The organism is Micromonospora sp. NPDC050686, assembly GCF_040654475.1.
Classification (GTDB): Bacteria; Actinomycetota; Actinomycetes; order Mycobacteriales; family Micromonosporaceae; genus Micromonospora.
The window spans coordinates 1-13563 of the sequence record NZ_JBFAID010000090.1 but is presented as its reverse complement, the minus strand read 5'-3'; the positions used below and the strand labels follow the sequence as shown (position 1 = coordinate 13563).

10 protein-coding genes and 2 pseudogenes are annotated in these 13563 nt (G+C 70.7%); 8 read left to right on the top strand and 4 right to left on the bottom strand.

Going from position 1 to position 13563, the window contains the following annotated elements; genetic code table 11:
• Positions 1 to 275: 275 nt before the first annotated feature.
• Positions 276 to 434 (bottom strand): hypothetical protein, encoded by a 159-nt coding sequence (locus AB0H57_RS31400; RefSeq protein ID WP_357512297.1) that lies wholly within the window; start codon positions 432 to 434, stop codon positions 276 to 278.
• A gap of 18 nt (positions 435 to 452) precedes the next feature.
• Here AB0H57_RS31400 and AB0H57_RS31395 point away from each other — a divergent pair, with 18 nt between their 5' ends.
• The 6 genes and pseudogenes from AB0H57_RS31395 to AB0H57_RS31370 form a co-directional block, all read left to right on the top strand.
• The gene (locus AB0H57_RS31395; RefSeq protein WP_357512296.1) at positions 453 to 2753 is read left to right on the top strand and encodes a metallophosphoesterase; all 2301 of its coding nucleotides are present in this window, start codon (positions 453 to 455) and stop codon (positions 2751 to 2753) included.
• 378 nt (positions 2754 to 3131) lie between these two features.
• Positions 3132 to 3824, top strand: coding sequence for a hypothetical protein (locus AB0H57_RS31390; RefSeq protein WP_357512295.1), 693 nt, complete (start codon positions 3132 to 3134; stop codon positions 3822 to 3824).
• Positions 3821 to 4186, top strand: coding sequence for a transcriptional regulator (locus tag AB0H57_RS31385; protein WP_357512294.1), 366 nt, complete (start codon positions 3821 to 3823; stop codon positions 4184 to 4186). Before AB0H57_RS31390 ends, AB0H57_RS31385 begins: the two co-directional genes overlap by 4 nt.
• Complete coding sequence (locus AB0H57_RS31380) at positions 4183 to 5361, top strand: acetylhydrolase (protein WP_357512293.1); 1179 nt, start codon at positions 4183 to 4185, stop codon at positions 5359 to 5361. Before AB0H57_RS31385 ends, AB0H57_RS31380 begins: the two co-directional genes overlap by 4 nt.
• A 225-nt stretch (positions 5362 to 5586) precedes the next feature.
• A pseudogene (locus AB0H57_RS31375) lies at positions 5587 to 5750 on the top strand (DUF664 domain-containing protein); the annotation flags it as partial.
• 5 nt (positions 5751 to 5755) lie between these two features.
• A pseudogene (locus AB0H57_RS31370) lies at positions 5756 to 6318 on the top strand (ATP-binding domain-containing protein); the annotation flags it as partial.
• 389 nt (positions 6319 to 6707) lie between these two features.
• Here AB0H57_RS31370 and AB0H57_RS31365 read toward each other — a convergent pair.
• Complete coding sequence (locus AB0H57_RS31365; protein ID WP_357512292.1) at positions 6708 to 8453, bottom strand: bifunctional 3-(3-hydroxy-phenyl)propionate/3-hydroxycinnamic acid hydroxylase; 1746 nt, start codon at positions 8451 to 8453, stop codon at positions 6708 to 6710.
• A gap of 127 nt (positions 8454 to 8580) precedes the next feature.
• Complete coding sequence (locus AB0H57_RS31360) at positions 8581 to 11865, bottom strand: BTAD domain-containing putative transcriptional regulator (RefSeq protein WP_357512291.1); 3285 nt, start codon at positions 11863 to 11865, stop codon at positions 8581 to 8583.
• 200 nt (positions 11866 to 12065) lie between these two features.
• On the opposite strand from AB0H57_RS31360, the gene AB0H57_RS31355 reads away from it, so the two are divergent.
• A complete protein-coding gene (locus tag AB0H57_RS31355; RefSeq protein ID WP_357512290.1) occupies positions 12066 to 12476 on the top strand; it encodes a GntR family transcriptional regulator in 411 nt (136 codons plus the stop codon).
• Positions 12460 to 12837, top strand: coding sequence for a hypothetical protein (locus AB0H57_RS31350; RefSeq protein WP_357512289.1), 378 nt, complete (start codon positions 12460 to 12462; stop codon positions 12835 to 12837). Before AB0H57_RS31355 ends, AB0H57_RS31350 begins: the two co-directional genes overlap by 17 nt.
• A 52-nt stretch (positions 12838 to 12889) precedes the next feature.
• Here the strand turns inward: AB0H57_RS31350 and AB0H57_RS31345 are convergent.
• The coding region (locus AB0H57_RS31345) for a cellulose binding domain-containing protein (RefSeq protein WP_357512288.1) at positions 12890 to 13563 on the bottom strand (674 nt) is incomplete at its 5' end.

The following is a 13563-nucleotide window of genomic DNA, read 5'->3' as shown; positions in this document are numbered from 1 at the left end:
TTGGTCGCTGAACCGTTTACCGGAGACCTCTTCAGCTATCGATCACCGCCACGCCGTGACCTTCCGGCCACCACGACTTCTGAAACACGCCCTAGCCCTCCTTGAGCTGCCACGCATCGCCCAACTACTCGACCAATACGCCAAACCGCTGCCCGACTGGCGCCCCGACGCTGCCGATATCAGTGCGCTGTGCCTGGTCAGAGGCCAGCCCATTCCGGTTGGTGTCGGGTTCACCGGGCGATCACCGCGGCCGCCTAGCCTCCAGACGTCGTTGATCACGACATGCAAAGGAGCTGGGCGTGCTTGTCAAACGAAAACTCGGCATCACAGTGACCTCGGTCGCCGCGCTGATCTTGTCGGTGGGGCTTTCCACTGCGGCGGGTGCGGTCGATGGCGAGCTTGCGCGGATCACCCCGCCGGTCGATGCGAATCACCCGCCCCAGGATCGTCTGGTGCTCGCCGTGATCGGGGACTACGGTGGCTGCGGCGCTGACCGGACCTGCGCCGAGGAGTATCAGGTCGCGGACATGGTCCACTCCTGGAACCCGGCGGCCATCCTCACCACCGGCGACAACACCTACCAGCAGGGCCTGCCCGATGAGGTGGTGAAGGCCCAGGCGCCGTACAAGGCGGATATCGACGCCGGCAAGCTGTTCCCGATCATGGGGAATCACGACTACGGCAACGGCTGCTCGCCGGAGAGCGTCCAGCCAAGCCTGAACTACTTCAAGGTTCCGGCCGCCTTCGTCGCCGGCTTCGGTAACGGACTGTTCGACTTCGTCAACCCCGACGCCAACTGCCACACGGCGACGGGCAGCGCGAAGCCGCCGATCTACGACGCGTACCGCAACACGCTCACCAACAGCTCGGCCGCCTGGAAGGTCGTCGGCGGCCACCAGCCGATCTACTCCTCCGGCAAGGCCGGCAACAACCTGGACCGCTCCTGGCTGATGACGCCGGGCGTGGATCTGATCCTCGCCGGCCACGATCACCACGCCGAGCACATCGAGACGGCCGACGGCTACCACATCGCCATCTCCGGTAACGGCGGCGCCGGCCTGACGCCGCTGTTCAGTGTCACCCCCGGCAGCAGGTTCCGCGATGCCACCCACTTCGGGGCGATGCGGTTGACGGTGACCTCGGACTCGCTGAAGGCGGAGTATCTGTCCCTGCCGGGCACCGTCGACTACTACTTCCTGCTGAAGAAGGACGCGCAGGGCCGGGCGTATCTGGCCGAGCGCTCAGACTGGACCGACCCGAATCCGGACCCGGGCGGAAGCCCGATCCCGAACAAGTACACGGTCTCGTTCGACGTCGCGGCGGACAAGACCGACGGGCTGACCTACAAGAACTACGAGGACGGCCCGTTCGTGACGACTGAGGTCGACGGCCGCCGAGCGCTGCAGCTGCAGAAGAATCCCTTCGGCGGCGCCAACCAGCTGTACATGTTCGTCGACGATGCGGCGATCTCCGGTGGGCCGTACCAGGTGAAGGCCACGATCAGCTACCGCTCTCCGGTCGCTGGCTCGTTCGCCCTCCAGTACGACTCGCAACAGAGTGGCTCGGCCTACCAGCGTTCGGCGGCGGTGACGATCGGCGCGGGTCAGGTGAACCAGTGGCAGACCGCGACCATCGACATCCCCGACATCCGCTTCACCAACCGACAGAACGGAGGCGCGGACCTGCGGCTGAACACAGTTGCCAACTTTCCGCTCGCGATCTCGGCGGTGCGCTTTGACGTGGTCCCACCGGCTCCCCCGGTGACCCGGGTCTCGATGAACTTCTCCGGTGAGCCCGACGGGCTGACCTGGATTCCGTACGAGAGTGGGCCCGCCCACGAGATCGTCGTCGACGGTCGGCGTGCCCTGCAGATCGACAAGAACACCTTCAACTCCGGCAACAACCTCTACCTCGGCGTCGACGACCGCTACCTCACCGGCGGCCCGTACGACGTCACCGCGACCATCGAGTACCGTTCCCCGGTCGTCGGCTCGTTCGTCCTCCAGTACGATTCCGCAGCCAGCGGGTCGGCGTACCAGAGCACGACCCGCGTGAACATCACCGCCGCGATGGTCAACACCTGGCAGACCGTGACACTCGACCTGCCGCAGGCCATGTTCCGCAATCGGCAGAACGGCAACGCCGACATGCGGATCGTGGGCGCGAACAACCTGCCCCTCATCATCGGCTCGATGAGCGTGCAACTCCTCGACACCCAGGCGCAGTTGCTGAAGGCGGCGCAGGACGCTGTCACCGCCGCCGAGGCAAACCCGTCGGCGCAGACGATCACGGCCGCCGAGGCAGCCATCGCAAAGGTCACCGACGCCACCCAGGTCGCGGCGCTGAACCAGCGGCTGGCGGTCGTGAAACTCCTCGTCCAGGCCCGCGACCTGCTCGACCGGATCGCCGCAGCCGAGCTGACCAACGCCGACCAGATCGACTCCGCCGTCACCGACCTCACCGACGCGACGGCAACCGTGGACCAGGTGCCGGCCGACCGGCAGGGTGACCTGCCAGAGCAGGTCGGTGCGGCAAAGCGCCGGATCGCCGACGCGCTCGCCCGATTCTTCGCGAAGCCCATCGCAGGGAAGCCGGCACCGATCAAGCGACCCTGGCTGGACCTGGTCATCTCAGACACCTACGACCGGTTCGGTGAGACCAACCTGCACGACCGAGTGATGTCCATCGTGCGCAGCCACGCCACCGGCGCGCAGGTCACCATCGCCATCACCGAGTCCCTCGCCGCCCGCTAAACGACAAACACTTCCGCCTCGGTCCGGGGCGGCGTCGGACCGCCGACGCCGCCCCGAACCACCCGACACTCAGCCGATCTGACACTACGAGTGCCCGCCCACATCCGCCAGTCTGGCGAGCTTCGCCAGGCACTGCGATCCATCGCGCTGGTAGCCGCGATCCGCGCGCTACGCGGGGTTACGTGACCGCTCGCGGCTCGCGGTTCGGATATGGCCGATGAGCGGATATCTGATCTTGATCCCGGTGTCGGTATGCGATGACTAAAGTATCGCGCCCTTGCGCGGAGCCGAGACCCACGCGGGCTGGTGCTGCTGCGGGCTGATTGTGCGCCGAAGCGAGTACTAGCGGAAACGGGTTTGCTATGGAAACCTATTGGCATGACTTCCGATGCGGTTCCTGCCAGCGATCCCCGCCGGCTGCTGGCTGATGTGCGCGACCTCGCGCGCCGGGTTCGTCTCGCCCAGCGGGTGACGTGGTTGCCGCTGCTGGTGCTGGCCCTGGTGATCTTCGGGGCGATCCCCGTGTACCGGTACGGTCGCGTCGTCAGCGACTGCCAGGCGGTGGGCGACGGCCAGGTGTGCGAGGTCTGGTTCCAGACCGTGACGTTCTACTGGTTGGCGGCGCTAGTCCTGGCGTACGTGGTGATCGCCGGCGGATACCTGCGGGTGGCCCGGGCCCGGGGCGTGGACGCCCGGGTGCTGCCTTACGCGGTCACCGGCGTGGCGCTCGTCGGGCTGGGCTTCGCCCTTGCGGCGGTGTGGGTCCGCCTCAACCCGCTGGCCTACCCGGAGGAGCCGTCCGCCATCGCCCAGTCCCTGTTCCGGCTGCTCGACCCGCCCGGCGCGATCGGATTGGCCCTGCTGGTGCTGGCCTGGCTGGAGCGGCACGTCGCGCTGCTGCTGTTCGCCATCGGCTACCTGACGGTGGTGCTGGTGCCGATCAACTTCGGCTGGGGCGCGCACTGGGGGCCGCACACCTGGTTCGTACCGCAGCTGGTGATCAACGGCGGCGTGCTGCTGCTGGGCAGCGCCGGCTTCGCGCTGGCGCAACGGCTGCGGCGGCCCCGGTGACCGGCCCCGCCGATACCCCCGAACCGGACGAGAGCGAATCCCCGCATCCGGTCACCGGCCTGGACGACGTGGTTCACCAGCGGGTCCGGCTCGGCATCCTCACCATCGCGCACGAGGCCCGCCGGGTCGAGTTCGGCTACCTGCGCACCCAGCTGGAACTGACCGCCGGCAACCTCTCCCAGCACCTCGGCGTGCTGGAGACCGCCGGCCTGGTCGAGATCGAGAAGGGCTACGCCGGCCGGCGCGGCCGTACCTGGATCACCCTCACCGCCGCCGGCAACACCGCGCTCGCCGAAGAGATCGGGCGGCTGAGGCAGCTGATCGCGCGGGTCGACACCACCGACACCCGGGAGGACCGATGACAAACGCATTGACCCGTCGACACCTGCTCGCAGCCGCGCTCGTGACCGGGGTCGCCGTGCCGCTCGGCGACGGCGGCCGCGGCTGGGCGGCGCCGGCCGCGCCCGGCACGGCACGGCTCACGCTGCCCCCACCCACTGGGCCGCACCGTGTCGGCACCGTGTCGCTGCACCTCGTCGACGGATCCCGCCCGGATCCGGTCGCCGGCCCCGGGCACTATCGCGAACTGATGGCCAGCGTCTGGTACCCCGCCGTCCGGGACGCCCGACGTCATCCGGTGGTGCCCTGGATGCCCGCCGCGCCGCTGCGCGCGCTGCTCGTGTCCGCCGGGTTCGACGCCGGTGCCGCGGCGGCGCCCCTCACGGCCGGCCACGAGGGCGCTCCGGCACTCCGGGCACCCGAACGGCTGCCCGTGATCGTGTTCTCCCACGGCAACGACGGTCACCGTGCCGAGGCCACCATCGTGGTCCAGGAACTCGCCAGCCACGGCTACGTCGTGGTCACAGTCGATCACACGTACGACGCATTTAGCCAGTTCCCCGACGGCCGGCTCACCGTCCCCGAGGATCTGTCGTTCACACCATGGGACCACGCCCACGACGCCCGATTCGTCCTCGACCGCATCGAGGACCTGGCCGCCGGCCGCAACCCCGACGCCGAGCGGCGTCCGCTCCCGGCCGGCCTGGGCGCCGCGCTCGACCTGCGTCGCATCGGCATGTTCGGCTGGTCGAAGGGCGCGACCGCGACCGCCCTCGTCATGAACCAGGACCGGCGCGTGCGGGCCGGGCTCGGCTTCGACGGCCCAATGCAGTCGGTGCCACCGGTCGCCGAGATCGACCGGCCGTTCATGCTGATGACCGCGGAGTTCACCCGCGCCGCCGAGCCGAGCGTCGAGCAGTTCTGGTCGTACCTGCGCGGATGGCGGCTCAACGTGCAGGCCGACGGGGCGGCGCACTCGTCGTACTGCGACAACCAGTGGCTGATCCCGCAGCTCGCGAGGATCATCGGGATGAGCGACGAGGACCTCGCCGGCTGGGTCGGCACCCTCGACCCGGCCCGGGCGGTGCGGATCCAGCAGGCGTACCCGCTCGCGTTCTTCGACCTGCACCTACGCCACCGGGGACACCTGCTCAACGGCCCGAACCCGGCCTTCCCGGAAGTGCAATTCATCGTCTGACGCGCTTCAAACCCACAGCCTCAGCAGACGCCGGGACGAGTCGACTAGACAAACGACACCATTTTGATCGGGGACACGGATCTGCCGCCGCCCATGCATGGTGACCGATCAAGCGCGGTCACCACGCGGCTCGGAAGGCGGGCGTACAGGGCATCGCAGCGGCCGCGGCGGTGAGATCCTGGGCGGCATGACGACCTCGACGCCAAGGCGAATCTCTATCAGTACCTGCGGGGGCGCTGCTCGGGAAGCTCGACGGGCTGTCGGAGTACGACGTACGGCGCCCGCTCGTGCCGACCGGGACGAACCTGCTCGGGCTGGTCAAGCACGTGGCCTCGGTGACCGCCGGGTATCTCGGCGAGGTGTTCGACCGCCCCTTTCCCGAACCCGTCGCGGAATCCCGACGCGCTTCGGGCTCGACCCCCGCCGGGACGTGCAGGTCCTCACCCCCATGCACCGCGGCCCTGCCGGCGCCGGCGCCCTCAACACCCTGCTCCAGCAGCGGCTCATCCCGCCTCGGGAGGGGCAGCCGGAGCGGCGCATGGGTGGACGGGCGTTCCGCATCGGCGACAAGGTCACCCAGATCCGCAACAACTACGACAAGGGCCAAGCCGGCGTCTTCAACGGCACCCTCGGCATCGTCACCGCCCCCTCACCGGCCAGGAACAGACCCTCACGGTAGGCACTGACGCGGACGAAAGCATCGACTACGAACTCGACGAACTCGCCCACGCCTACGCCATGACCATCCACCGCTCCCAAGGCTCCGAATACCCCGCCGTCGTCATCCCCCTGACCACCAGCGCGTGGATGATGCTGCAGCGCAACCTGCTCTACACCGCCGTCACCCGCGCCAAGAAACTCGTCGTCCTCGTCGGCTCCCGCCGCGCCCTGGCTGCCCCCGTGCGCGCCGTCGGCGCCGGACGTCGACACACCGCCCTCGACCAGCGCCTCACCTGATCCCCCGGAGAGGGTGGTTCCGGCCCTGCCGCCCGCTGCCAGCGTCGTAGCCGGTGACGTCGGTGGCTCACAATCGACCAGGCTGCCGCCCCTCCAGGCTGATCCCACGATCACGTACGACAGGCGGTTTACGACCTGCCCCTGCCGGATCTTCACAGGTAGAGCGCATCGACGACCGGCTGACTGTGCCCGCAATACCGAGGCAGCGACACGCCATCACCGTGCAGCGGACACTCCCTCGCTGGGCAGTCGTCCGTAGCCCAAGGAGCACCGGCGGCTAGTCGGCCCCGAGACGGCGGCTCGCTACCCGCCCTGGTGTGCGACCCAGGCACCAGCGACCGCTGACCCGGGTCACCGGGACACCGCCCGCCCACCCCGAAGGGCGGCGGCTACCGTCGTTCGGCTGGGTGAGGTCGGCCCACCCGGTCACGACCACTGGGTCCGCCTCCGGTGCCGCCGGCGGGCCCCAACCTGTCCGGCCGGGACCGTCCCGGCCCGCCAGAGGGCATGTCGAGGGCGGCCGTGAGCTCCCGCCCGACCCGGTCGATCCCGTCGGCCGCCACCAGGGCGAACACGAACCTGTCCGGCCGCAGCACCACCAGGTCCGCGCGGTGGTGCCGGAGCCACCCGCCGAGCACACCGTCGACGTCAACGACGTCGACCCGGTCCGGCTGGCGGTCTACGGGTGGTGCCGGCAGGCCGGCCATCGAGGTGCCGGACGGGTGAATGGCGACGAACCGCACCGGCAGCCCCCGCCACTGCGGTCCGAGCTGACTGCCTGGCGTGGCCAGGCCGAGCACGACGAAGCCGTCGCCGAGCGCCTCGTCGAGCAGGCGCGCGTCGGGTGATCCCGGGATGAGGATCCGCGGCTGGGGAAACATCGTCCCGACCACACCGTCCCGCCGGCCTCCGGCCATCAGGCCCCGCCGGTATGCCGGCACCGGCTTGAACTCGAACCGCTGCACGAACCGCCGTACCCTGGGGATCGTCTGGACCGTCCGCAGGACGGTGTCCCGCATCCAGGCGGTGGGCCGGTTGCGGGCCAGGAAGACCCGTCCCAGCCGGACGCTGGTCCGCGCCATCTCCTGGGTGTGCGGGCGCCGTTCGGTTTCGTACGTGTCCAGTACCGCGGCGTCGGCGGTGCCGGTCAGCACCAGGGCGAGCTTCCACGACAGGTTCGCCGCGTCGCGCAGACCGCTGCACAAACCCTGGCCGAGGAACGGGGGCATCTGGTGGGCCGCGTCACCCAGCAGGAAGACCCTTCCCTCCCGCCACCGCTGGGCGATGAGGTGGTGGAAGGTGTAGACCACCGCCCGGGTGACGGTGAACCGCCCTGGGTCGAGGTAGGGCGAGACGAGCGCGGCGATGTTCTCCGGCCGCTGCATCTCGGCGTCGGTCTCCCCTGGGCGCAGCATGAACTCCAGGCGGTAGCTGCCTGCCGCGCCGGGGGACACGAACGCCGGCCGCTGCCAGTCGCAGACGAACGTGGTGTTCTTGACCCGCACGGCGTCGGGCGGCACGTCGCCGGAGACCGCCAGCCACGGCTCGGCGTAGCTCGCCCCGGCCAGCGGGATCCGGACGGCGGATCGGGTGGTGCTGCGGGCGCCGTCGCACCCGAGGACGTACCTGGCGCGGACCGTCCGCCGCTGCCCGGTGACCACGTCGGACAGGAGTATCGTCACGCCGTCTTCGTCCTGCACCAGGCCGACCAGTTCGGTGCCGAGCGAGAGTTGGACGTGCGGGAAGCGGTCCAGCCCGGCCCGCAACGTCCGTTCGAGCCGTGGCTGGTCGAAGAAGCGCAGCGGTGCGTGCCCGTACCCGAAGTCCGTCTCGGACAGCGTCATCCGGGCGAAGCACCGGCCCTCGCCGTTGACGTACTCGACGAGCGGCGGGGCGAGCGTCTCACCCCGTACCTCGTCGAGCAGGCCGGCCTGCTGGTAGATGCGTAACGCCTCGTCGTCGCAGGAGAAGGCCCGCGGCTGGCCGTGCGGGGCCATGCTCCGCTCCACGATCAGCGTGGTGACGCCGCGGGCGCCGAGCAGGTTGGCGGTGAGCGCGCCCACCGGCCCGCAGCCGATGATGGCGACCTCGACCTCCTCGGCCGGGTGGGGAGCCGACGGCTGAACTGGACGCATGGCGGTGCCCTTTCGGAACACGTTTCTGTGGCGACGGCTCCGGCCGTCCTCCCCTGACGCAATCCAGGGCACCAGGTCGGCGTGGAAAAGTTGTGGAGACGACGTGGAGGCCGGCCTCTACAACCGGTCAGAAAACGTCCTCGGCGGCGAACCGGGGCAGCAACAGCCCGGCGCCCTGTTCGACGGCGATCCGGGCCCCGACGTCCCACTCCGTCCGGTCGTGGCGGGCTACACCTCGGATCCGGTGCAGTTCCGCGACGAACACCCGCTCGCCCACCCGGTCGGCAACGGCCAGCCCCTCCTCGGCCAGCGTCGCCGCGGTCTGCGGGTAACCGGCCGTCAGGTACGCCTCGGCCATCGCCGAGAGCAGGACGGTCCGGGTGGCCCGCAGTCCGGGACGGTAGATCTCGTCACCCGCGGCGCGCATCGCTTCGAGCCGGCCGTGGTCGCCGCCCCGCGCGGCAGCCCATTCGGCGAAGAACGCACCGGTCGCCACCATATGGGGCAGGCCGGTGGCCCGGCCGATGTCCCGGCACCGGCGCGCCGCGACGTGCGCGGCGGCGACGTCGTGTTCCTGCATCGCCAGCCAGGCGGCGAAGAGTGCCGCATTCGCCCGGCCGTACGGGTCGTCAAGCTCCTCGGCAAGGGCCTCGGCCTCGGCGATGTCCGCCCAGGCGCCGGAGGGGTTGCCGCGCACCGAGCGGACCAACGCCCGGAAGTTGCAGCAACCCAGGACCGGACGCCGACCAACCTCCCGGCGCAGCAGCCCCCGATCGACCGTTCGCAGCCGGTCGATCGCGGCCGTGAGCCGGCGCTCGCCGTCGGCCAGCCGGCCGGCAAAGTAGCCCACCGCGCCCAGCAGGTACTCGCCAGCCACGGCGATCAGCCGGCTACCGTCGTCCTCGGCCCGCACCAGCCGCTCGGCGAGGTCGGTGCAGATCGCGAACTCGGCCCGGTTGGCGGCCAGCTCGCCCAGTGCCCAGAGCGCGTGACGGATGTCGGCGTCCGGCCCCACCAGCGTCAACAGCTCACGGGCGCGGGCGCAGACCTGGTCGACCGCGTCGCTGCCGACCCCGACCGTCATCTGCAACAGAGACGCGCGGTGCAACTGGACGGCCAGTTCGGTCCGCGCCACGTCGGGTGAGACCTCCGCGGTGGGGGCCAGCCGGTGCGCGGCGCGTTCGAGGTGACCGAGCGCGTCCTCGTAGGCGACCCGCCGGGTCGCGTCGTCGGCGGCGATCAGCGACCACCGCAGGTGGTCCTGGTCGTGGCCGAGTCCGATCGCCTGACCGTAGTGGTGGGCCAGCTCGGCCGGTGCGACGTCGGCGGCCCGCTCGTAGGCCAGGGCCAGCCGGGCATGCAGTGCGGCCCGGCGCGGCGGAACCAGCTCGGCGTAGGTGACCTCGGCGAAGAGCGGATGGCGGAAGGTGACCGCGCCCGGTGCGGCCTCCGTCACCAGTGCGGCCGTGTAGGCCGGGGCGAGCCGTTCGGCGACCGCCGGGGCCGTGGTGTTCAGCGCCGCCGCCATCACCTGAAGGTCCAGGTCGTGTCCGGCCACGCTGAGCAGGTCGAGGCAGCGCCGGGCGGGGTCGGGCAGCCCGCCGAACCGCAGCCGCACGGTGTCCCGGATGCTCGGCGGCAGCTCCGCGGCGGCTGCCGGGTCGGCCGGGGACCGGAGCAGCTCAGTGATGAAGAACGGATTCCCGCCGGTACGGGTGACGAGTCGGGCCACGACCGGCTCCGGCGGTGCCGCCCCGGTTCGGTCCCGGATGAGGTCGGCGACCGAGGCCGCGTCCAGCCCGGCGAGCCGGAGCTGGCCGAAACCCCACCCGCGAGCCAGCTCGGCGACGGTCGCCACCAGGGCCGGATCATGGTCGTACGGGCGGAGGGTGGCGACCACCAGGGCCCGGGCCGCCGACAGATCGGCGGAGAGGAACCGCAGCAACAGCAGCGAGTCCGGGTCGGCAGTGTGCAGGTCGTCCAACACGACCAGCAGGCCGCGCTGCCGGGCCACCGCGTGCACCAGTTCCGACACCGCCTCGTACACCTGGAACCGCGCCGTCGGGTCGAGTCCGCCACTGCCTACCGGGCCGGACAGTGATCCGGCGACGAACCCGTCCAGCCGGCCCGCCGAGCCCGTGGCGCTGGCCTGCGGCATCGCCACGAGCGCGCGTACCACCTGGCTCCACAGCCAGAACGGTGGCGCCTGCCCGACGTCGGGACAGCGGCCCCAGACCACCGCAACGCCGTTCGCGGCGGCCTGCGCGCCGAGTGCCCCAGCAAGGGTGGTCTTGCCGATGCCGGCTTCCCCCACCAGAGCCAGCACCCGCCCGCCCTGCCGGGTGGCCGCGTACAGCGTCTCCCGCAGCCGCTCCAACTCCGGGCCACGACCCACCAGCGGGCCTGCGCCCCGGTCCGGCGACACACCGGCCACAGCCGGACCCCGCCCGGACGGCGCGGCCCCGCTCGAACGCGTCCCGCTCCGGTCCACATTGGCTTCGCTGTCGCCCGGCAGGGGTTCGGTCTCGGTTGGCCAGGCTCCGGGCCCGTTCGGGACCACCGCGGCTTGACTCGGTCCAGACTCGACGCGGGGTGGCAGGATCTCGGCGGCCCGCACGACGTCCGGATCGACCGCCGCCGGACGGCCGGACTCCGCCGGTACGGCCTGCTCCAGGATCAGCCGGTGCACCTCCCGTATCTGTTCACCGGGGTCGAGCCCGTACTCACCGGCCAGGACCCGGCGCCCCTCGTCGAAGGCCGCCAGGGCCTCGGTCTGCCGCCCGGACCGGTACAGCGCCACCATCAACTGCGCCCGAGCTCCCTCGCGCAACGGGTTCGTCGACACGAACCGGCGCAGCTCCGCCAGGAGCGTTACGTGCCGGCCGGCCGCGACGCCGGCGGTCAACCGCCCCTCCTCGGCGCTCAATCGCAGCTCAGCCAGCCGTGCCACCTCCGGACGCACCGCAGCCAAATCGGCGACGCCCGCCAACGGTTCGCCACGCCACAACGCCAACGCCTCGGCGTAGCTCCACTCGGCGGCCGCCGGGTCCCCGGCCGCCAGCGCGTCCGCAGCCCGGTCCACGAGGCTGCCGAACCGGATCGCGTCGATGGCCTCGGGCTCCACCCGCAGCTCGTACCCCCTCGGGCGGCTACGCAGGACGCGCGCCGGCTCGCGGTGGGACCGCTCGGGCTCCATGGCCCGACGCAGCCCGGCGACGTACGTGCGCAGCGTCATCTGAGCGCTGGGCGGCGGTTGCCCGTCCCACAGCGCCTCGACCAGCCAGTCGGCGGCGACGAACCGGTTCAGCCGCAGCAGGAGCAGGGCCATCAGCGCCTGCTGCTTCGGCCCTCCGAGGGGCACCACCCGCCCGTCCCGGACGATCTCCGGCGGACCTAGCACCCGGAACTGCACGCCATCACCACAACGAGGGTCCCCACATGTCCAGTGCCGAGTATGCACCCGCGTCCTGGGCACGGGTAGGCCCGCGGGTAGCCCGCCGCAGGGTGGCGGGTCGATGGCAGACAGGGATGGCAGTTGCCCGGGCCCTCGGCGATGTTGATGCGACGACGTGTAACACCATTTCACTAAGCACTTAGTGGAATGAGGTTAGGGTGATTGACTTTCAGCTCGATGCCCAATCCGGCGTCGCCACCTACCTGCAGCTGGCTCAGCAGGTCCGGCACGCCCTGCGGCTTGGGCTGCTGCGGCCAGGCGACAAGTTGCCGACCGCGAAGGAGGTCGTCGCCAAGCTCGCGATCAACCCGAACACGGTGCTGAAGGCCTACCGCGAGTTGGAACGCGAAGGCTTGGTCGGCGCGCGGCCCGGGCTCGGCACGTTCGTACTCAAATCGCTGTCCCGCCACGATCCGGCCGAGCAGACGGAGCTGCGTCAACAACTCGCTCACTGGGTGCTCACCGCACGCCGCGCTGGTCTGGTCGACGAGGACATCGAGGCGATGTACCGCGCGGTGATGCGACAGGACGTCAACGACACGGAGGCACTGCATGGCGCCCGTACTTGAAGCCAGCCGTCTGGGCCGGCGCTACGGCAAGAAATGGGCACTTCGCGACTGTTCTCTTGAGCCTGCCGGCGGGGCGGGTCATCGGGCTGGTCGGGCCGAACGGTGCAGGCGAGACCGGTTACTGAGTCTCGCGGTCGGCCTGCTTCGTCCGAGCGTCGGGGATGTCCGGGTGCTCGGCAGGTCGCCGCGCTCGGCTCTGGCCGAGGTCGGTTTTGTGGCCCAGGACAAGCCGCTGTACGGCAGTCTCACTGTCGCCGAGACGCTGCGGATGGGCGGCTGGCTCAACCCGAGCTGGGATCAGGAGCTGGCCCGCAAGCGGATGGCTCGCGCCGACATCCGTTGCAGCAGAAGGTCGGTGTGATCCGACAGCTGATGTGCGACGTAGCTCTGCCAGGTGATGTGCGACGGGTGGTCTAGGAAACTGAGGTAGCGATCCGCGGTCGCTGGCCTTTGATGCTACGGACTGGTTGGGTGGTGGTGCGTCGGACGACTTTGGTGTCGTCGTCGGTGAGTTCGATGGCCAGGGTCGTCTCGGAGACGGTCACGGTGACGGTCTGGTGCCGGTGCAGCCGGCCGAGGGCGATCTTCTGGCCGGCGACCATGATGATCCCGCTGTTGGAGGCCCGTCGTTGCACCCGGACGGGTTCGATCGACGGGCGTGGTGGTCCTGCTGGGCGGGCGCCACGGAGGCGTTGTCCGTTGTAGCTCACGTTGGTGAACCGGACGGTTCCGCTGCTGCCGCTGGCCTGGGCGTTCCAGGTGCCGGTGATCGCCGCGCCGCCGGGCAGCGCGATGGTCACGGTCCAGCCGTTGAGGGCCGCGGAGCCGGCGGTGACCGTCACGCTCGCGGTGAAGCCGCCGGACCACTGGTTGACCGCCACCGACGCGGAGCAGCCGTTACCCGTCGGCGGCGGCGTGGTGGTGGGGGGCGCCGTGGTCGGCGGCGCGGTCGTCGGCGGGGCCGTGGTCGGCGGCGCGGTCGTCGGCGGCGCGGTGGTGGGCGGGTTGGGCGCGCCGTTGGCCAGGCTGAAGGCCAGGTCCGGCTGGAACGAACCGGCCGTGTAGCGGCAGCCGTCCGCCTCCCCCG